Origin of the sequence: Mesorhizobium sp. CAU 1732 (genome assembly GCF_039888675.1) — a bacterium.
Classification (GTDB): domain Bacteria; phylum Pseudomonadota; class Alphaproteobacteria; order Rhizobiales; family Rhizobiaceae; genus Aerobium.
Map to the genome: position 1 here is coordinate 312,829 of NZ_JBDQQR010000003.1, position 19,617 is coordinate 332,445.

The following is a 19,617-nucleotide window of genomic DNA, read 5'->3' on the forward strand; positions in this document are numbered from 1 at the left end:
GCTCGTGCCTCACGCCTCATCGATCACGCCGCCTTGCGGGCAGCGTCGCCGCCATGCAGCGTGCTCTGCTCGACTGCATCGATCGAGGGACGATCGTAAGCGGAAATCGTCTTGCGGCCAAATTCGAGAGCGACCTGCGGAAGCGATCCGTTCATGTACGCAAGCAGCGTCTGCTTCACCATGACGTAAAGGCGGTTCTTCTTGTCGCGAACGATCTTGATCTTCTGGGCGATCGGACCGACGACGGCATAGTTGAGGAAGATGCCGAGGAACGTTCCAACGAGTGCGGCTCCCACCAGGCCGCCGAGAATCTCCGGCGACTGGTCGATCGCGCCCATCGCCTTGATGACACCCAGCACGGCCGCGCAGATGCCGAGCGCGGGAAACGCATCGCCCACCACGACCAGTGCATGGTAGGACTTCAGCTTGTCGTGCTTGATGGTATGGATTTCCTCATCCATCAGCGCTTCGATTTCGAAGGGCCGCGCATTGCCGATGATGATGATGCGGCAATAGTCGCAGATGAAGTTGGTCAGGTCCTTGTTCTTCAGAACAAGCGGAAACGCCTGGAACAGCGACGACTCTTCCGGGTTGTCGATATGGGCTTCGACCTCGTTGCGCGACTTGGTGCGCAACTCACGCATCAGGCTGTGCAGCACGCCCAGCGTCTCGAGATAATGCTGCTCTTTCGGGACGTCCTGCTTGAACGCTTCCATGATCGCCCGGCCGGTGTCCTTGACGGTCGACATCGGGTTGCCGATCAGGAACGTGCCGACGCCGGCACCGCCGATGATGACGAGCTCCCACGGCTGGAACAGCACGCCCAGATGCCCGCCCATAGCCATATAGCCGCCGAGGACGCAGCCAAATATGACGACAAATCCGATTACAATGCCCACGGTTCACCTTTCGGACGCTTTCGTCCTCCTGCCTAGCGCGCATGGCTTGCGCGAAGCTTGAACAGGAAAGCCAAGGGCGCCGAAGCGGCCCCGTTCAGTTTCGCGCAAGCATTTTCCACTATTCATGAGAGGTCCGATACGCTGCAGCGGAGGCACGCGTGATCAATACGTATTTGAGCTATCAGCTTGTCACCCGTGACCTGAATAAGTCGCTCGCGCGCGTCGAGAGCGAACCGATCGTCAAACGCGACACCGAATATTACCTCGAGAATATCGGCAAGGTGAAAACCGCCGAGGAATTCGTCAACGACTACCGCCTCTTCAACTATGCCATGAAGGCGCATGGTCTCGAGGACATGGCCTACGCAAAGGCCTTCATGCTCAAGGCGTTGAAGGAAGGCGTCAGCGAGCCTGACGCCTTCGCCAACAAGCTCACCGACAAGCGCTATGCGGAGTTCGTCAGGAGCTTCAACTTCGCCGCATTCGGCGAGAACGCCACCACCTTCAATCTGGCGAACCACGGTACGACGGATCGCTATTTGACGCGCGCCACGCCCGACGGCGGCGTTCCGGGCGAGGCCTACGTCAAGGAAGCCCAATACTACGCAGCCAACATCGGCAGCATCACCTCGATCGATCAGTTCCTCGACAACGATCGCATGCTGACCTTTGCGCTTCAGGCGTTCGGGCTGGAAGCTTCGCTCTCCGACAAGAAGCTGATCCGCCAGATGCTCGAGGGCGGCACGTCGGATCCGAAAAGTCCCGCCAATTCTCATACGAACGAGAACTGGGCGCAGTTTGCGAAGTCGTTCGACTTCGCCGGCCTTGGTGAAAGCGCGACCACATACAACCTTGCCCTGAGGCCGGCGGTGGACAAGTTCGTCCGCCAGCAGCTCGAACAGAACAAGGGCCAGGAAAACGAGGGCGTTCGCCTCGCGCTCTATTTCGAGCGCACGGCCGGCACCATCACCAATGCCTATCAGTTGCTCGGCGACAGGGCATTGGCGACCGTGATCCGCACCTATCTCGGCCTGCCCGATGCGATCGCGCAGATGGATATCGACAAGCAGGCCGCAATGCTCGAATCCCGCATCAACTTCGAAGATTTCCGGGATCCGGAGAAGGTTTCGAAGATGATGGAGCGCTTCGCCACGATGTGGGAAGTGAACAACCCGACCCAGTCGGCGCAATCCTCTATCGTCGGTCTTTTCCAGCCGATGGAGTTCGGCATCTCCGTGAATACGCTGATGGCGATTGCAGCCATCAAGAGATAAGGAACAACATCTTGCAGTCTGGACTTTACGTCGCTCTCTCCTCGCAGATGGCGCTTGAGAAGCGCCTCAACACAATCGCGGACAACGTCGCCAATGCGAGCACTGTCGGCTTCCGCGCGACCGGTGTGAAGTTCGAGGACATCGTGAGTGGGCTCGGCGAAAAGTCCGTCTCATTCGCATCCGCCGGCGACACGTACCTGTCGACGCAGGTCGGACCGCTGCGCGAGACCGGCAACCCGTTCGACTTCGTCATCCAGGGCGATGCGTGGTTCGCGATCGAAACGCCGCGAGGCCCGGTGATGACGCGCGACGGCCGCTTCACCATGCTGGAAACGGGTGAACTCGTCACGCTGGAAGGCTATCCGGTTCTCGACGCCGGTGGGGCCGGCATTCTGCTCGATCCGCAGGGCGGACCGCCCGTGGCGGGAGCCGACGGCACATTGCGTCAGGAAGGCAACCTTGCCGGGGCGATCGGGCTCTACGAGTTCCAGCCGGGCCTCAACTTCACGCGTTACGGCAATTCGGGCATCGTGCCGTCTGGCGCACCGGAACCGATCGTGGACCGCATCGATGTCGGCATCGCGCAGGGCTTCGTGGAAGACTCCAACGTCAACCCGGTGCTGGAGATCACGCGCCTCATTCAGGTGCAGCGCGCATTCGAGCACGCCTCATCCTTGATGCGCGACAGCGAGAGCGCGCTCGATCAGGCCATCTCCGCACTCGGCCCGCGGTAAGGCAGGTCCATGTCGACCCTGCCGGAAGCCATCGAAACCGGCGAGATGCCCTCGGCCCCGCCCGTCGAGGCGGTCGCGCCCGGCGTCAATCGGGACACGTCCCTGCTCGCGCTGGAGCGCGTCCAGTCGCGCTTTAGAAACGGGCGCACGCTGCTGCGCAACGGGGGCCGTATCGACGAGGTGTCGCCGAGCCACTATCGCGTTCGCGGCATATCGGGCAGTGCGCGACTGGGCGATGTGGTCGAGCACCGTTCCTCGGCCGGGCTGCGGTCGGGCGAGATCGTGCGCATCGGGCCGAACGACGTGCTCATCGCGCCCTATGAGCGCAATCAGGATGCAGGCATCGGCGACCCCGTCGTGATCCAGACCACCCAGGGTTCGGCGCCTCATCCGTCGTGGAAAGGCCGCGTCGTCGATGCGCTTGGCCGCCCGGTGGATGGTGCCGGCCCTCTCGTCAGCGGCAAGACGGAGCTTCACAACAACGCGCCGTCAGCCCTGTCTCGCCAACGCGTCGCGCAAGGGTTTTCCACCGGCGTCCGTGTCATCGACATCTTCACGCCGATCTGTTTCGGGCAGCGCCTCGGCATCTTCGCGGGCTCGGGCGTCGGCAAGTCCACGCTTCTGGCGATGCTGGCCGGCGCAAAAGCCTTCGACACCGTCGTGGTGGCGCTCATCGGAGAGCGTGGCCGCGAGGTTCGCGAGTTCCTCGAGGACACGATCGGGCCGGAGAGCTTCGCCAAGACCGTCGCGGTCGTGGCCACCAGCGACGAAAGCGCGATGATGCGCAAGCGCGCGCCGGACATGGCGATGCGTGTCGCCGAGCATTTCCGCGAGCGCGGCGACCGTGTGCTTCTGGTGCTCGATTCGATCACGCGCTTCGCTCACGCGCTCCGCGAAGTCGCGATCGGCATCGGCGAGCCGCCGGTGGCGCGCGGCTATCCGGCTTCGGTGTTCACGGACCTGCCCAAGCTCCTGGAGCGCGCCGGTCCCGGCGTCATGGGCTCAGGCTCGATAACCGCCATCCTGTCGGTGCTGGTCGATGGCGACGACCACAACGACCCGATTGCGGATTCCGTTCGCGGCATTCTCGACGGCCACGTGGTGTTGAGCCGGGGCATCGCCGAACAGGGACGCTATCCGCCGGTCGATCCGCTTGCCTCGATATCGCGCCTGGCGCCGAAGGCCTGGACGCGCGACCAGCAGGTGCTGGTCACGCGCCTGCGCAGCATGATTTCGCGCTTCGAGGACACCCGCGACATCCGTCTGCTGGGTGCCTATCAGCCGGGCGCCGACCCCGAGCTCGATCTCGCCGTCAGGCAGGTTCCGTTCATCTACGAAGCCCTGACGCAGTCGCCGCACGAAAACCCCTCGCTCGATCCCTTCACGGATCTGGCGCGTCATCTGAAGAGCAAGGAAAGGCCGTCAGATGAAACTGCCGAGTAAGCCTGGCGCGGCCAAGCCACTGTCGCGAGACACCGAGGACCTGATCAACCTGCTCAACGACGCGGTCTATCTCACCGACCATGCGGCGAGGAACCACAGGGACGATGTGCGGCCCGCAGCACCACGCATCCGTGTTCAGCCCGAGCGCGTCAAACGCGACCCGCCGGCCGCGACGAACAAGGGCCTGATGTCGCGCTGGTTCAGACGGGGCAACCAGGCTCCCTCCAACGATGACCCGGAATACCAGCCCGCAAGGATCGAGCGCCCGGCCAAGGGGAACGATGCCCGTCCTGCGCCGGCAGCAGGAGCGACGGCAGGCGCCAGACAGGATCAGGCACCCGCCTCGCCGGTACAGCCCCGGCTGCCCGAAACGAAGCGCCGCAGATTTGGCTTCGGCAGGAAGCCGGCCCCGGCCGCCTCGCCTGCCCGGCCGGTTTGGAATCCCACCAAGCGCAAGAAGATCGACCGCGGCGACGTCACCGTCGCGGCGCTCGGCATCACGCTCGGCCTCACCTGCGCACTGTTTCCCTGGTACATCTTCCTCAATCAGGAAAAGTTCGGCGTGCGTGAGATGGTGTTCGAGGGAAGCCGGGAAGGATCGGCGCCCGCACAGGTCGCCTTCCAGCCTCCCCTGATCGTCAAGCCGTTCGAGGCCGGCGAGGCTCCCAAGATGAACCTCGACTTTTTCCCGACGGCGACGCTTCCTGCCGACGACTTGCCCCCGCGGATTATCGCAGCCGCAAACCAGCCCTTCCCGTCGGATCTCGTCGGCTTCAAGCTGGTTCACGTCGCCAACGGCCGGGCCATGATCGAAGACGGTGACGGGCTCTGGGTGGTCCAGCCGGGATCGCGCCTGCCGGACGCAAGCCGGGTCGCATCCATCGAAAAGCGCGACGGGCGCTGGGTGCTGGTGACGAGCCTCGACAAGGTCGTCGAACTGCAGCCCTGATCCGGGCCGACAAGGCCGCGCGCAAGGTCCACGCAAGACTGACCTCATACAGTATCGCTACGCTTCGAAGGAGTAGCGATGCAACCCGTCAATCTGTTCGCTCTTGCGTCCCAGCAGGCCCAATGGCTGTCTGTCCGACAGACCGTCGTGGCCGGCAACATCGCAAATGCCAATACACCCGGCTACGGCACCATGGACGTTCAGCCTTTCGAGGCCGTTCTCAACCAGAAGACCGTGCCGATGCGCGCGACGCATCCGATGCACGTGTCGACGGCCGGCACGCCGGCGGCGTTCACCGTTCGCCAGGAAAACCAGGACAAGCCGCTGATGCCGTCGGGCAATTCGGTGGTTCTGGAAACGGAACTGATGAAGTCGGGTGAGGTGCACAGATCGTTCGAGCTCAACGCCGCGATCGTCAAATCCTTTCACCGCATGCTGATGATGACGACGAGGAGCTGACGCGATGGACGCATTGATTTCTTCGATGAAGGTTGCCGCGTCCGGCCTGAGCGCCCAGTCGGAGCGCCTGCGCGTCGTGTCGGAAAACCTGGCCAATGCGCAGTCGACCGGCAATTTTCCCGGTGCGGACCCCTATCAGCGCAAGACGATAACGTTCTCGGCCGAACTCGACAGGACACTCGGCGCGCGGATGGTGGAGGTCTCGGCGATCTCGCCCGACCGCACCGCCTTCCCGTCCGAGTTCCAGCCCGGACATGAGGCGGCCGACGAGCTCGGCTACGTCAAGATGCCCAACGTCAACGTGCTGATCGAGATGGCCGACATGCGCGAGGCCAACCGCAGCTACGAAGCGAACCTGCAATCGATCAAGCAGGCACGCGAACTCATTTCCATGACCATCGACCTGATGCGAGGCCAGTAATGATCCAGGGACTAACAGCCGTAGAAAAATCGGCCTCCGCGGTCGGGGGGCTCGACGGCTTCGCCAAGATCGCCGGCCCGGGCATGAGCCCCGCCACCGTCAACCCGGAAATGTCTTTCGGCGCGGCGCTGACCGCAGCCTCCGAAACCGCCGTCGGCAAGCTTCATAACGCCGAAAGCATGTCCCTGAAGGCACTTCAGGGTGCCGACCTCGAGACCCGCGAAGTGGTCGACGCCGTAATGAGCGCCGAGCAGACGCTGCAAGCGGCGGTCGCCATCCGCGACAAGATCGTCAGCGCGTATCTCGAAGTCAGCCGTATGGCGATCTGAGGAAAACTGAGATGAAAGCACTCGCAATCGCCGCCACCGGCATGAACGCGCAGCAGACCAATCTCGAGGTCATCGCGAACAACATCGCCAACATCAACACGACGGGGTTCAAGCGCGCGCGCGCCGAATTCTCCGACCTTCTCTATCAGGTCGAGCGCCTGCAGGGCGTCCCCAACCGGGCGAACCAGGCGCTGGTGCCGGAAGGCTCCCATGTCGGCCTCGGCGTCAAGACGACCGCGATCCGCAACGTGCATGTCCAGGGCGCGCTCACCAACACCGGCAACAAGCTTGACGTCGCCGTCGCGGGCCAAGGCTGGATTCAGGTCGAAGGCGCGAACGGCGAAGCGCTGTTTACGCGCGCCGGCGCCTTCAACACCAATGCGGAAGGCGAACTGGTCACGGCCGACGGCTATCTCGTCGCCGGCGGCATCGTCATTCCCGGCGAGGCAGTCGAGGTCATCATCAACAAGTCGGGCCAGTTCTTCGCGCGCTTCTCCGACCAGTTGGAACTCCAGGACCTCGGCCAGCTCTCGCTTGCCAACTTCTCCAACGAATCCGGCCTCGCGCCACTGGGCGACAACCTGTTCCAGGAAACGCCGGCATCGGGTGCTGCCAATGTCGGCATTCCCGGCGATCCCGGCTTCGGCACGATCGAGCAGTATTACCTGGAATCGTCCAACGTCGATCCGGTGAAGGAAATCACCGAGCTGATCTCCGCACAGCGCGCCTATGAAATGAATTCCAAGGTCATCAAGGCGGCCGACGAAATGGCTGCGACCATCACCCAAGGCATGAGATAGGACCGATGATGCGCCGCTTCCTGCGCACGACCCTGCTTGCGGCAGCGCTGGCTCCGCTGGCGGCGGCCACGCTGCCCGCCTTCGCGCAGGAGACGGTGATCATTCCGACGCGCATCATCTATCCCGGCGAGACGATCTCGGCGGATGCGCTGGAGGAAGTGCCCCTGCGGCGCCAGTTGAAGAACCCGAGTTCGGTCGTCGTGGGCATGCAGCAACTCGACGGTAAGGTAGCGCGCCGCACCCTTCTGCCCGGCCGCATGATCGCGGTCGGCTCGGTTCGCGACGCCTATCTGGTCGAGACCGGCGCTCCCGTCCAGGTCATGTTCGTGCATGGCGGCCTGCAGATCGCAATCTCGGGCGTCCCGCTCCAGTCCGGCGCCGCCGGCGACATGGTTCGCGTCCGCAACATCGACAGCGGCGTGGTGTTCAGCGGTGTCGTCATGGCCGACGGCACCATCCGGGTGTCCTCCTCATGATCCGCTCGATCGTCGCCGCATTCGTGATCGGACTGGGCATGAGCGGCTTCGCCCATGCCGACGAAGCGCTTCCGGGTGGCCCGGAAGTCTATGGCGGCGCGGCCTATGGCGGCGTCTATCGCGACGACCGACTGTCGGGTGCGGGCTTCGTGACCTCCCGGATCAAGGATGTCGCAATGCTGCAGAGCGCACGCGACAACCAGCTCGTCGGCTACGGCCTCGTCATCGGCCTGCAAGGCACCGGCGACGGCCTGCGCAACTCGCCGTTCACCGAGCAGTCGATGCGCGCCATGCTCGAGAATCTCGGTGTATCGACCCGAGGCGGGGCATCGCGTGCAAAGAACGTCGCCGCGGTCATCGTCACCGCCAACCTTCCGCCCTTCGTGCAGTCGGGCGCCCGCATCGACATCAGCGTGTCGTCCATGGGCGATGCGACATCGCTGGCCGGCGGCACGCTCGTCATGACGCCGCTGCGCGCGCCGGACGGCGAAATCTACGCGGTCGGCCAGGGACCCGTCATCGTGTCGGGATTTTCGGCGCAAGGCCAGGCGGAGACCTTGACGCAAGGCGTCCCCACCGGCGGACGCGTGCCGAACGGCGCGATCGTCGAACGGCAGGTTCCGGCCTCCTTCAGCAGCGATACCACGCTCACGTTGCAGCTTCGCAATCCGGATTTCTCGACCGCGGTGCGCATCACCGACGCGATCAACGAATACGCACGGAACCGCTTCGGCAAGCGCGTGGCGAGCGAGCAGGATGCGCGCACGGTCCTCATCACCAGGCCGGCCAACATCTCGGCCGCGCGCTTCTTTGCCGAGCTCGAGAACATCGTCGTCGAATCCGACGCGCCCGCCCGCGTCGTCGTAGACGAACGGACCGGGACCATCGTCATCGGCCAGCAGGTCCGCATCTCGCGCGTCGCCATCAGCCACGGCACGCTGACGGTGCGCATCACGGAAATGCCGCGCGTTATCCAGCCGGATCCGTTCTCGCGCGGAGAAACCGAAATCGAGCCCTTCACAGCGATCGAAGCAGGCCAGCCCGATGCCCGCGTGGCAATGCTCGACGGTCCCGATCTCGACACGCTGGTCTCGGGCCTCAACCGGCTCGGCGTGAAGCCCGACGGCATCATTGCAATCCTTCAGGGCATCAAGTCTGCCGGTGCGCTGCAGGCCGAACTCGTGCTGCAATAGGAATGGCGATGACCCTCCTCTCCCAACTCGCATCACGCGGACGCTCAGTATTCGCAGGCGGCGCCGGCATCGTTTTCGGGGCGCTCGTTTTCGGCGGCACGCCGGCGGCGACGCAGGCGATCGAAACCGTCACGGCCGTGGCCGGCGAGGTCGACGAGGACATCCGCCGCTTCTGCTCGAACATCGCGGACGCCGCGCGCGATCGCCGCTACGCCCTTCAGAAGAGCGAGATGGAAATGCTCCAGAAGGATATCGACCAGCGCATCGCAACGCTCGAATCGAAGCGCGAGGAATACGAATCGTGGCTCCAGCGCCGGAACGACTTCCTTGCGAAGGCCGAAGGCAACCTCGTCGAAATCTACTCGCGCATGCGCCCCGACGCGGCAGCAGAGCGCCTCGCCGGGGTCAACGTCGAACTCGCAGCCGGCATCCTGATGAAACTGCAGGCACGCCAGGCGGGCATCATCCTCAACGAAATGGACAGCAAGGCTGCCGCAGCGCTGACAGGCATCATGGCCAGCGCGGCACGCCCACAGGATCCGACATGATCTACAGGTCGCTCATTCTCCTCGGAGCACTCGCGGTATCGGGCTGCACGACGCCGTCCGGCGATGCGATCAATCAGCCTCCCGCGCTGTCGCCTGTCGGCTATGGGGTGGGGCTGGACCCGAAATCCGCCTACAGCTATCCGGCGCCACCTCCACAGCAGGTCAAGAAATACTCGCTGTGGGATGACCGCCAGAGCAAGTTCTTCACCGACGCACGGGCCCTGCGCGCAGGCGATATCCTGACCGTCGAGATCAGTATCAACGACCGCGCACGGTTCCGCAACGAGTCCGAGCGCAGCCGTACAGGACAACGCGGGATAGGTGTCGCAGCCGCCGCCGGCTGGAACTGGATCGGCACCTCCGGCTCGGCTGACATCGATGTCGATTCAGCGACCCGCTCAAAGGGCACAGGCGCGACCGAGCGGTCGGAAAACATCAGGCTCTCTGTCGCGGCCGTCGTGACCGACGTCTTGCCGAACGGCAACCTCGTCATCACCGGCTCGCAGGAGGTTCTCGTCAATGCGGAGCTCCGCGTCCTCAACATCAGCGGCATCGTGCGGCCATCCGACATCGGCGCGATGAACACGGTCTCGTATGAGCGCATCGCCGAAGCCCGCATCTCCTATGGCGGCCGCGGTCGCCTGACCGAGGTGCAACAGCCGGGCTGGGGTCACCAGATCGTCGACAACGTCCTGCCCTTCTAAGCTGCGGAACCCCTGACTTGGCCATCATCGACGATACAGCCCCGATCAAGAAGGACCCCTCGATGGGCCTCCAGATCGCCTTGCTTGCCGGACTTACGGTCCTGGCGATCGGCATCGGCTGGGGCTCGGGCATGTATCTCGTCGGACAGCAGGCGCCCGCCGTGCCGGCAGGGGAGCATGCCACGGCGCAAGCCAGCGAAGTTCGTCTTGCCGAAGCGCATCAAGCGATGGGCGTCGTCTATCTCGAGCCGATCACGACGAACCTCGCCGGTCCCACCGGAACCTGGGCGCGCCTCGAACTCGCGCTCGTCTTCGAGGGCGAAACCGATCTCCTGATCTCGCAGACAATCCACCAGGATATCCTGGCCTATCTGCGGACGGTGAAAATCCATCAGGTCGAAGGCCCGAGCGGCTTCCAGCATCTGCGCGCCGATCTCGAGGAGCGCGCACGTATCCGCAGCGAAGGCAAGGTGACGGGCATCCTCATCAGAACGCTGCTGTTCGAATGAGACGGATCGCCCTTGCCACATTCTTCCTGCTCATCGCCATCGGGCAGGCTTCGGCGCAGCAGCTCGATTTGGGCGGCCTGACGGGTCAGCTCGAAGGCTCGACGATCGGTTCGATCATCCAGCTCTTCGGCCTGCTGACGATCCTGTCGCTGGCGCCCGGCATCCTGATCATGGTGACGAGCTTCACGCGCTTCATCATCGTCTTCTCGATCCTGCGCTCGGGCCTTGGGCTGCCATCCACGCCGGCCAATCTGATCCTGATCAGCCTGTCGCTGTTCATGACCTTCTACGTCATGACGCCAACCTTCGACCGTGCCTGGAACGAAGGCGTGCAGCCGCTCGTCAACAACCAGATCGAGGAAGGCGAGGCGATCCAACGCATCGCCGAACCCTTCCGCGATTTCATGGTCGCAAATGTGCGCGACCGGGACTTCGACCTCTTCGCCGACCTCGCGCGCGAGCGCGATCAGGCGGACATCCAGATCGAAAGCGCCGACTTCCGCATCCTCATCCCCGCCTTCATGATCTCGGAGATCAGGCGCGGCTTCGAGATGGGGTTCCTGATCGTCCTGCCTTTCCTGGTCATCGACCTGATCGTTGCCACGATCACGATGTCGATGGGCATGATGATGCTGCCGCCGGTGGTGGTGTCGCTCCCGTTCAAGATCCTGTTCTTCGTCCTGATCGACGGCTGGAACCTGCTTGTCGGAAGCCTCGTGCGCTCGTTCGCCTGAGCCCGAAAACGTAAATTTCCCAATTGTTTACCATACGCCCGGTAGCGGGTCGTTAACCTTGTTTCTTATGCGTTTTTCAGCCTTTGGCGTCGTAGGTTGGCGTCGAGGGGCAGATCGGAGTTTGGGGACTCCAGCCGATCGGCATGACGCCACGCTACTTCGCCGGTGAAAACCCGGCATGCCTGATGAGTATCGAGTTACAAGGCGTAAAATCATGACCAGCCTGCTGACAAACGCGTCCGCAATGACGGCGCTGCAGACCCTTTCGTCCACCAACAAGAACCTCGCATCCACGCAGGGCCGTATCGCAACCGGCCTGCGCGTTGCCGAGGCTTCCGACAACGCCGCCTACTGGTCGATCGCGACCGGCATGAAGGCTCAGAGCAGCGCGCTGTCGGCCGTCCAGGATTCGCTCGGCTTCGGCAAGGCAATCCTCGACACCACCTACACCGCTCTCCAGGAAGCCATCGAGAAGACCTCCGACATGCTGTCCAAGTATGTCACCGGCGGCACCGATGGTATCGACCAGGACGCAGTCGATGCCGAACTGACCCAGCTCAAGGAGCAGATTACCTCGATCGCCGACAACGCCAATTTCGAGGGCCAGAACCTGCTCAAGGACGGTGGCACCGCAGTCAACGTCGTCAGCGGCTACATCGGCACCGCGGCCGACACCGAGAAGCTCCAGACGCTGACCCTCGCCGCCTTTGACCTTGCGGCTGAGGTGGACGGCATCACCGATCTCGACACCGCACAGGCCGCGCTCGACGCGATGAAGTCGCAGGCGGCTACCTACGGCGCGCAGAAGATGCGCATCGAGTCGCAGTCGTCGTTCACCGCGAAGCAGATCGCCGCCATCGATCGTGGCGTCGGCCAGCTCGTGGATGCCGACATGAACGCCGAGTCGGCACGTCTGTCGGCCCTTCAGGTCCAGCAGCAGCTCGGCATCCAGGCGCTCTCGATCGCCAACTCGAGCACGCAGAACATCCTGTCGCTCTTCCGTTAAGCGGATCGAAGCCCGCCAAAACGGGTTCCGACAAATCTTGCAGGCCGCGCTCTTCGGAGCGCGGCCTTCTGCTTTTTGGACGCACGCTCCCGACAGTCATGGTTAAAAAAAGCCATAAAATAGAAATTGTTAACCATGTTTCTTAGCCCGGGATTAGCCATTCTTCTTCATAAACGACCTCGAAGGACGGGCCGGGATTTTTAGCTCCGGTGGCATGACGCCGCGCCGCCTCGCCGGACATCCGGCATGCTGTCAAGTATCGAGTTACAAGGCGTAAAATCATGACCAGTCTGTTGACCAACGCGTCCGCAATGACGGCGCTCCAGACCCTTTCGTCCACCAACAAGAACCTCGCCACCACCCAGAACCGCATCGCCACCGGCCTGCGCATCTCCGAGGCTTCCGACAACGCCGCCTACTGGTCGATCGCGACCGGCATGAAGGCGCAGAACAAGGCGCTGTCGGCCGTCCAGGATTCGCTCGGCTTCGGCAAGGCAATCCTCGACACCACCTACACCGCCCTCCAGGAAGCCATCGACAAAGTCACCGAGATGCTGGGCAAGTATGTCACCGGCGGCACCGACGGAATCGATCAGGACGCAGTCGATGCCGAACTGACCCAGCTCAAGGAGCAGATCACCGCGATCGCCGACAACGCCAATTTCGAGGGCCAGAACCTGCTCAAGGACGGCGGCACCCCAGTCGACGTCGTCAGCGGCTACATCGGCACTGCGGCCGACACCGAGAAGCTCCAGATACTGACCCTCGCGGCCTACGACCTGTCGACTGAAGTGGACGGCATCACCGATCTCGACACCGCGCAGGCCGCGCTCGACGCGATGAAGTCGCAAGCCGCTACCTACGGCGCGCAGAAGATGCGCATCGAGTCGCAGTCGTCGTTCACCGCGAAGCAGATCGACGCCATCGACCGCGGCATCGGCCAGCTCGTGGATGCCGACATGAACGCCGAGTCGGCACGTCTGGCGGCCCTCCAGGTCCAGCAGCAGCTCGGTATCCAGGCGCTCTCGATCGCCAACTCCAGCACGCAGAACATCCTGACGCTCTTCCGCGGATAAGGTCCCGGACAAGCAGCCCGATGATCGAGAAAGGCCGCGTGTTTCACACGCGGCCTTTCCTGTTCGCGCTTCTACAAATCCTTAACGACCACTCCCCGCCTTAACCAACAGTTAACCGTAAAAGCCTAGCTATGGTTAACCATTGGTTTCGGCATAGAGGGGCGGCACTTGGCGAGCATCAACACAAATCCATCGGCAATGACGGCGCTTCAGTCGCTGCATGTCACCAACAAGGCACTGGCGGTGGTCCAGGGCCGCATTTCGACCGGCCTGCGCGTGGCCGAGGCCAAGGACAACGCCGCCTACTGGTCCATCGCGACCACCATGCGCTCCGACAACAAAGTCCTCGCCACCGTTCAGGACACTCTGGGGCTAGGCGCGAGCCGCGTGGACACGGCTTACACGGCGCTGGAAAGCACGCTCGACCTCGTCAGCGATATGAGGCAGAAAATTCTGGCAGCCATCGGAAAGGATCCCAGCGGCAAGGATCAGATCCAGCAAGAAATATCCGCCATACAGGCCCAGTTGGAATCGATGGCGCGCTCGGCGACATTCAGCGGGCAGAATTGGCTCGCCGTCAACGCGTCCGAAACAAACGGTCATCCAGCGGAGGGTGTCCACCGCCCCGTCGAGATCGTCTCGTCCTTCTCGCGCGGCCATACCGGCGCGATCGAACTCGGCATGATCGAAATCGACGTGGACCGCATCAAGCTCTATGACGATGCGGCCACGACGAATGAAACCAAGGGGTTGCTCGAAGGCCTCCGCCTGGCCTCGACCGGCAAGCGCGACGACACGGCAGAGGCTCCGGCGACACCCGGCGCGGACGCGGAAGCCACCGACGGCTATGCCGTCGCGTCCCTGTCCGTCTCGGGTTACAGCGACGACCAGCTCAAGGACATGCTTTCCGTCGTGGATGCGACACTGAAGGAAATGACCGATGCGGCCACCTCGATCGGCGCGGCCAAGAAACGCATCGACCTGCAGAAGGATTTCGGCTCCAACCTGATGGACTCCATCGACCGTGGTGTGGGCCAACTCGTCGATGCCGACATGAACAAGGAATCCACCAGGCTGCAGGCGCTTCAGGTGCAGCAGCAGCTCGGCATCCAGTCCCTGTCGATCGCGAATTCCAACGCGCAGAACATCCTCTCGCTGTTCCGCCAGTAAGCCAGTCACCGCCAAGAAATTCGGGCCGCGATCCGTCGCGGCCCGATTTCATTTTCGCACAAGCTTCGCCGCCTATTCTGGGAGAGCCGAAATTCGGAGCGCGAAGCCTTGCCACAACAGATCCAGTCCATCATCGACAACCTCCGCAGCTTCGGCCCGAAGCGTCTCGCCATGCTTGGCGGCGTCGGCGCGACGGTGATCGCGGTCATCCTGACCGCCTCGCTCTATCTCAACCGTCCGACCTACGAGACGCTCTATGTCGGGCTCGACCGCAACGATGTCGGCCAGATCGGCTCCGTTCTCAGCGAATCCGGCATCCGCTACGACGTCTCCAGCGATGGCACGAGCGTCACCGTGCCCGTCGGCAGCACAGGCCAGGCGCGCATGCTGCTCGCAGAGCGCGGCCTGCCGACGAGCAGCAACGCCGGATACGAACTCTTCGACAATGTCGGCTCGTTCGGCCTGACATCCTTCATGCAGGAAGTGACCCGCGTCCGCGCGCTCGAAGGCGAAATCGCGCGCACGATCCAGTCGATCTCCGGCATCAAGTCGGCCCGCGTCCACATCGTCATGCCAGAACGCGCAAGCTTCAGGCGCGAAGAGCAGGCTCCGACCGCCTCGGTCGTCATCCGCGCATCGGAAGCCGATGGCCTGAAGGCAGCCAACGCGATCCGGCACATGGTCGCCGCAGCGGTCCCGAGGCTCGCGGCAGACAAGGTGACGATCCTCGACTCCTCCGGCGACCTGCTCGCCACCGGCGACGATCCGTCCAACAACAGCTTCGCCCGGTCGCTTTCCGTCGAACGTACCGTTGAGACGCAGATCGAGGAAAACATCCGTCGCGCGCTGGCGCCCTATCTCGGGCCCGACAATTTCCGCGCGAGCGTCAAGGCCGACGTCAACACCGACAGCCGCCAGACCGAAGAGACGATCTTCGATCCGGAATCGCGCGTGGAGCGCTCGGTCCAAGTGGTTCGCGCCAACGACCAGGCCAACCAGACACAGGCCGCACCGCCCACGACCGTGCAGCAGAACCTTCCCGAGGAAACGGTGGAAGCCGGCCAGGGCCCCGCCTCGTCCGAGCAGCGCGAACGCCGCGAGGAAACGACGAACTACGAGCTGAACTCGAAGCGCATCGCGACCGTCAGCAACGGCTATTCCGTATCGCGCCTGTCGATCGCGGTCGTCGTCAATCGCGATCGCATCATGGCGGTGATGGGCGAGAACGCCACGCCCGAATTGCTGCAGGAGCGGATCGCCGAAATCCAGTCCGTCGTCTCGTCGGCCACCGGTTTCGACGCGGCGCGCGGCGACGTCATCAACGTCACGTCGGTTGAATTCCTCGACAGCGCCGAGGGTGTCGAGATGGTAGCGCCGACCTGGCTGGAGGCCGCAGGCCGTCATACCGGCACGATGATCAACGCGCTCGCCTTCGTTGTGGTCGTGTTCCTCGTCTCCTGGTTCGGCCTCCGTCCGATGGTCGCCGCCGTCACGAAGCAGAATGAGACGGCTGACGCGATGAACTTCGACGACATCCAGCTCTCGCTGCCGAATCCGCTCGACGCGATGCAGCTTCAGGGCGGAATGTCGGACCCGTTGGGTGGCCCCTTCCCCGACCATATGGCCAACGACATCCGCTTCAAGCTGAAGCCGGCGCCGCAGGATCGTCTCGCACAGATGGTTGATCTCAACGAGGAGCGCTCCGCGCTGATCCTGCGCAAATGGGCCAATCAGGAGCTAGCGGCTTGATGCCAGCAAACGCTCTCGCAAACGCGCTGAAGGATTTCGGTGCCCGGCCCCGGCCGGTTGCCAGCGTTTACGCCGCACCTCCGAGCTTTGCGATGGATGAAGCCGAGGTATCGGCTTTCGACGGCGCCGCGACGACCGAGGTCGATATCGACTCGCTGGTCGCGGATGCGGTTGCGCAGGCCGAAGCCGCACTGACCGAACGGCTCGAGCGCGAGCATGCGGACATGCTCCAGATCGAGCGCGACCGGCACGCGGAAGAACTGATGGAATTCCAGAAGAACTTCGCGGAAGAGGCCAGCATCAGGATTCAGGCCGGGATCGAGGAGATGGAAGCGCGAATCGTCGATCTGACGAGCGCCGTGACCGCCCGCATCCTCGGCTCTCTTCTGACCGACGACATGCGCGAGCGCTCGCTGGAGCGTCTCTCCGAAATCATTCGCGAAGCCCTGCACGATGACGAAGCTGTCCGCATACGCGTCAAAGGCAGCATGCCGCTCTACGAGGCGCTGAAAATGAAACTGCCGGCCCATGCCGACCAATTCGATTTCTCGGAAAGCGCAGGCTTCGACCTTTCGGTAACGATCGACGACAGCGTCTTCGAAACGCGTCTGGCCGAGTGGTCTACCGCACTGTCGGAGGTGCTCGCATGAGCGCGTTCGACGGCGAAGACTCACGCCGCGAGATCATCATCGTCAAGCGGCGCAACAACGACCTCGAGGACGGTCATCACGGCGGCATGTGGAAGATCGCGTTTGCCGACTTCATGACCGCGATGATGTGCTTCTTCCTCGTCATGTGGCTCGTCAATGCATCCAACGAGGAGACGAAGGCCGCAATCGCCAGCTACTTCAACCCGATGACGCTGGTCGATGCCGCGCCGTCGCAAAAGGGCCTCAGCGACCCGGGAGAAGAGACCAATCCCGAGGCGAACCGAGAGCCTGACGCACAGTTGGATCCGCATACGCAGGACGTGATCGAGAACAATAGATCCGGTCCAGGCCAGCAAGAGAGTTCGACCAACCAGTCGGACAGGCTCGAACCCTCCGACCGGCATCTCTTCTCCGACCCGTACGCGGTGCTTGCGGAAATCGCGCAGCAGACCGCGATGCTTCAGAACATATCGACCGAAGGTGACGGCGGAGCGCAGACGTCAGGCCCGGCGACCGGTGCGCAAGGTGGCGAATCCTATCGCGACCCGTTCGCGCCGGACTTCTGGTCTCAGGAAATCGCGCAATCGGACGACCCGGAGCTCGACGTCTTCCGCGAGAGGTCGGTGTCGACCGCAGACGAAATTCGCGAGGCCGAGGCTGCGGTCGAAGCAGAAATCGCGACGCTCGCGGAACAGGCTCTGCCCGGTGTCGGCGAGCCTGCTCCCGACGCGCCCGATGCTGCCGCCGAGGCGGAAACCATGTCATCCGTTTCCGAGCAGGCGCCGACCGAGCCGGAATCGGTGGATCAAGCCGTCGCGCCACAGACCGCCAGGCTGGCCGAGCAGATCCGTGACGAGATTCTCGAGGCTTTCGGCCGGAATTCCGAGTTGAACAAGACGATTTCGGTGACCGCGCGCGCCGAAGGCGTGCTCATCTCCGTTACCGACGAACTCAACTACGGCATGTTCGAGGTCGGCTCCGCGGTCCCGCGCGGCGAACTCGTGCGTGCCATGGAGCGCATCGGCCAGACGCTGAGCGAGCATGCGGGCAGGATCAGGATCAACGGGCATACCGATGGCCGCCCGTTCCGCAATGAGAACTACGACAACTGGCGTCTTTCGACTGCGCGCGCCCACGCGGCCTACTACATGCTCGTCCGTGGCGGCATGGAGGAGAACCGCATCAGGGAAGTCGCGGGCTTCGCGGATCGCGAGTTGAAGATCGCCGACGATCCGCTTGCGGATGCCAACCGCCGCATCGAAATCTTCCTGGAGGCAGGCGGGTGACCAGACTGCGCAGCCGTGCACTGGGTGCCGCAGCGCTCATCGCGCTGAGCACCGGCAGCGCGTGGTCGGACGAGGCGGCAAGCGAGCTTCAGCCATATCAGATGGTGCGCTCGCTTCAGCTTGTGCAGGACCGCATCGCCGGAGGCGATCACGCGGCCCTGCCCATGCAAAAGAAGCTCCTCGAGATGATCGATGGCCGGTTCCGAAGTTCGGGAGACGAAGAGTTCGCCGATCGGCGGAACTTCGATGCCCTGCTCGTCTACGCGATGAGCGGCGGCAACCCATCAACCGTCGCCGGTCTTATGCGACGGATCGAACTGCCGGACATGGAGCACCAGCTCGGTACGGGCGTACTCGGCTATCTGACCGGAGACATGGCTCTGGCGCGCTCGGCAATGAGCACCGTCGACCCAAAAACCCACCAGCCCGAACTCGGCGCGTTCCTGTCGCTCATCAAGGGCTCCGTCGCCGCATTGGAGGACGCGAAATCCGGTATCGCGACGCTCGACAGGGCGCGGCTGCTCGGTCCGGGAACACTCGTCGAGGAGGCCGCGCTGCGACGCACGATCTCGCTTGCCGTGAGTTCGAGCGACGCCGAGGTCTTCCTCTCGGCCTCCGAGCAATACGCGCGCAGGTTCCTGCGCTCTCCCTATGCCAGCCAGTTCGCCGAAGCGTTCGTTTCCGGCATCCTCCAACTGAAGCGGACGGACCTTGATCTGGCTCGCATCGAGCAGACGATCGCCTGGATGTCGCGGGAACAGGCCAAGACGGTCTATCTGCGTCTGGCGCGACGCGCCGCCATCGACGGTGATGCCGCTCTTCTGGACTTCGCATCGAGCCGCGCGAAAAGCTACGACGAGGAAAGCCCGACCGTTCACACGGCGCGGAGCGAACTTTATTCAAGCATCTCTTCGGTCACCTCGGAGACCGTGCAGGAGGTTCTCGCGAAGCTGGAGGATCTCGATGCGACCCAGCTTTCGCGGGCAGATCGTGCGCTTCTGGAAGCGGCCCGATCAGTGGCGGCCGAAGTGGTAGCGCCCGTCGATAAGCCCACCGTGGCTCCGCTCGACCGGGTTCGTAACAACGAAAACATGCAAGCCGGCGTGGAAGCGCCAGCCGAAGGTTCGGGCGAGACGGACGACATCGTCGCGGCGGCCCGCGCGAAGCTGGATGCGATCGACAAGATGCTGGAGGAACAATCGCAGTGA

22 protein-coding genes are annotated in these 19,617 nt (G+C 63.4%); 21 read left to right on the forward strand and 1 reads right to left on the reverse strand.

Going from position 1 to position 19,617, the window contains the following annotated elements:
- Positions 1–23: 23 nt before the first annotated feature.
- On the reverse strand, positions 24–899 hold the full coding sequence (gene motA / locus AAFN55_RS23085; protein WP_347801331.1) for a flagellar motor stator protein MotA: 876 nt from the start codon (positions 897–899) through the stop codon (positions 24–26).
- 158 nt (positions 900–1,057) lie between these two features.
- Here motA and AAFN55_RS23090 point away from each other — a divergent pair, with 158 nt between their 5' ends.
- The 21 genes from AAFN55_RS23090 to AAFN55_RS23190 all read left to right on the forward strand — a co-directional run bounded on the left by AAFN55_RS23090 (position 1,058) and on the right by AAFN55_RS23190 (position 19,617).
- The gene (locus tag AAFN55_RS23090; protein ID WP_347801332.1) at positions 1,058–2,173 is read left to right on the forward strand and encodes a DUF1217 domain-containing protein; all 1,116 of its coding nucleotides are present in this window, start codon (positions 1,058–1,060) and stop codon (positions 2,171–2,173) included.
- Positions 2,174–2,184: 11 nt separating this feature from the next.
- Positions 2,185–2,907, forward strand: coding sequence for a flagellar basal-body rod protein FlgF (gene flgF / locus AAFN55_RS23095; protein ID WP_347801333.1), 723 nt, complete (start codon positions 2,185–2,187; stop codon positions 2,905–2,907).
- A gap of 45 nt (positions 2,908–2,952) precedes the next feature.
- Positions 2,953–4,350, forward strand: a complete 1,398-nt coding sequence (gene fliI / locus AAFN55_RS23100; protein WP_347801480.1) for a flagellar protein export ATPase FliI — start codon at positions 2,953–2,955, stop codon at positions 4,348–4,350.
- Positions 4,334–5,299 (forward strand): hypothetical protein, encoded by a 966-nt coding sequence (locus tag AAFN55_RS23105; protein WP_347801334.1) that lies wholly within the window; start codon positions 4,334–4,336, stop codon positions 5,297–5,299. The genes fliI and AAFN55_RS23105 overlap by 17 nt, the downstream gene beginning before the upstream one ends.
- Positions 5,300–5,377: 78 nt before the next feature.
- Entirely contained in the window at positions 5,378–5,758 is a 381-nt protein-coding gene (flgB, locus tag AAFN55_RS23110; protein ID WP_347801335.1) for a flagellar basal body rod protein FlgB, read from the forward strand.
- Between the two features lie 4 nt (positions 5,759–5,762).
- Positions 5,763–6,179, forward strand: coding sequence for a flagellar basal body rod protein FlgC (gene flgC / locus AAFN55_RS23115; RefSeq protein ID WP_347801336.1), 417 nt, complete (start codon positions 5,763–5,765; stop codon positions 6,177–6,179).
- Between the two features lie 83 nt (positions 6,180–6,262).
- Positions 6,263–6,508, forward strand: coding sequence for a flagellar hook-basal body complex protein FliE (locus AAFN55_RS23120; protein ID WP_347801481.1), 246 nt, complete (start codon positions 6,263–6,265; stop codon positions 6,506–6,508).
- Between the two features lie 11 nt (positions 6,509–6,519).
- Entirely contained in the window at positions 6,520–7,308 is a 789-nt protein-coding gene (gene flgG, locus AAFN55_RS23125; RefSeq protein ID WP_347801337.1) for a flagellar basal-body rod protein FlgG, read from the forward strand.
- Positions 7,309–7,313: 5 nt separating this feature from the next.
- Positions 7,314–7,784 (forward strand): flagellar basal body P-ring formation chaperone FlgA, encoded by a 471-nt coding sequence (flgA, locus tag AAFN55_RS23130; RefSeq protein WP_347801338.1) that lies wholly within the window; start codon positions 7,314–7,316, stop codon positions 7,782–7,784.
- Entirely contained in the window at positions 7,781–8,977 is a 1,197-nt protein-coding gene (locus AAFN55_RS23135) for a flagellar basal body P-ring protein FlgI (protein ID WP_347801339.1), read from the forward strand. Before flgA ends, AAFN55_RS23135 begins: the two co-directional genes overlap by 4 nt.
- An 8-nt stretch (positions 8,978–8,985) precedes the next feature.
- A complete protein-coding gene (locus AAFN55_RS23140) occupies positions 8,986–9,525 on the forward strand; it encodes a MotE family protein (RefSeq protein WP_347801340.1) in 540 nt (179 codons plus the stop codon).
- Positions 9,522–10,229 carry a flagellar basal body L-ring protein FlgH gene (flgH, locus tag AAFN55_RS23145; protein WP_347801341.1) on the forward strand — a complete coding sequence of 236 codons (708 nt, stop codon included), beginning with the start codon at positions 9,522–9,524 and terminating at the stop codon, positions 10,227–10,229. Before AAFN55_RS23140 ends, flgH begins: the two co-directional genes overlap by 4 nt.
- 17 nt (positions 10,230–10,246) lie before the next feature.
- On the forward strand, positions 10,247–10,738 hold the full coding sequence (locus AAFN55_RS23150; protein ID WP_347801342.1) for a flagellar basal body-associated FliL family protein: 492 nt from the start codon (positions 10,247–10,249) through the stop codon (positions 10,736–10,738).
- Positions 10,735–11,472 carry a flagellar type III secretion system pore protein FliP gene (gene fliP / locus AAFN55_RS23155; RefSeq protein WP_347801343.1) on the forward strand — a complete coding sequence of 246 codons (738 nt, stop codon included), beginning with the start codon at positions 10,735–10,737 and terminating at the stop codon, positions 11,470–11,472. The genes AAFN55_RS23150 and fliP overlap by 4 nt, the downstream gene beginning before the upstream one ends.
- A gap of 214 nt (positions 11,473–11,686) precedes the next feature.
- Positions 11,687–12,478 carry a flagellin gene (locus tag AAFN55_RS23160; protein WP_347801344.1) on the forward strand — a complete coding sequence of 264 codons (792 nt, stop codon included), beginning with the start codon at positions 11,687–11,689 and terminating at the stop codon, positions 12,476–12,478.
- A gap of 281 nt (positions 12,479–12,759) precedes the next feature.
- Positions 12,760–13,554 (forward strand): flagellin, encoded by a 795-nt coding sequence (locus tag AAFN55_RS23165; protein WP_347801345.1) that lies wholly within the window; start codon positions 12,760–12,762, stop codon positions 13,552–13,554.
- A gap of 168 nt (positions 13,555–13,722) precedes the next feature.
- Positions 13,723–14,724, forward strand: coding sequence for a flagellin (locus AAFN55_RS23170; protein ID WP_347801346.1), 1,002 nt, complete (start codon positions 13,723–13,725; stop codon positions 14,722–14,724).
- 108 nt (positions 14,725–14,832) lie between these two features.
- Positions 14,833–16,473, forward strand: coding sequence for a flagellar basal-body MS-ring/collar protein FliF (gene fliF / locus AAFN55_RS23175; RefSeq protein ID WP_347801347.1), 1,641 nt, complete (start codon positions 14,833–14,835; stop codon positions 16,471–16,473).
- On the forward strand, positions 16,473–17,123 hold the full coding sequence (locus tag AAFN55_RS23180; protein WP_347801348.1) for a hypothetical protein: 651 nt from the start codon (positions 16,473–16,475) through the stop codon (positions 17,121–17,123). Before fliF ends, AAFN55_RS23180 begins: the two co-directional genes overlap by 1 nt.
- A complete protein-coding gene (locus tag AAFN55_RS23185; protein ID WP_347801349.1) occupies positions 17,120–18,409 on the forward strand; it encodes a MotB family protein in 1,290 nt (429 codons plus the stop codon). Before AAFN55_RS23180 ends, AAFN55_RS23185 begins: the two co-directional genes overlap by 4 nt.
- Positions 18,406–19,617, forward strand: coding sequence for a chemotaxis protein MotC (locus AAFN55_RS23190; protein ID WP_347801350.1), 1,212 nt, complete (start codon positions 18,406–18,408; stop codon positions 19,615–19,617). The genes AAFN55_RS23185 and AAFN55_RS23190 overlap by 4 nt, the downstream gene beginning before the upstream one ends.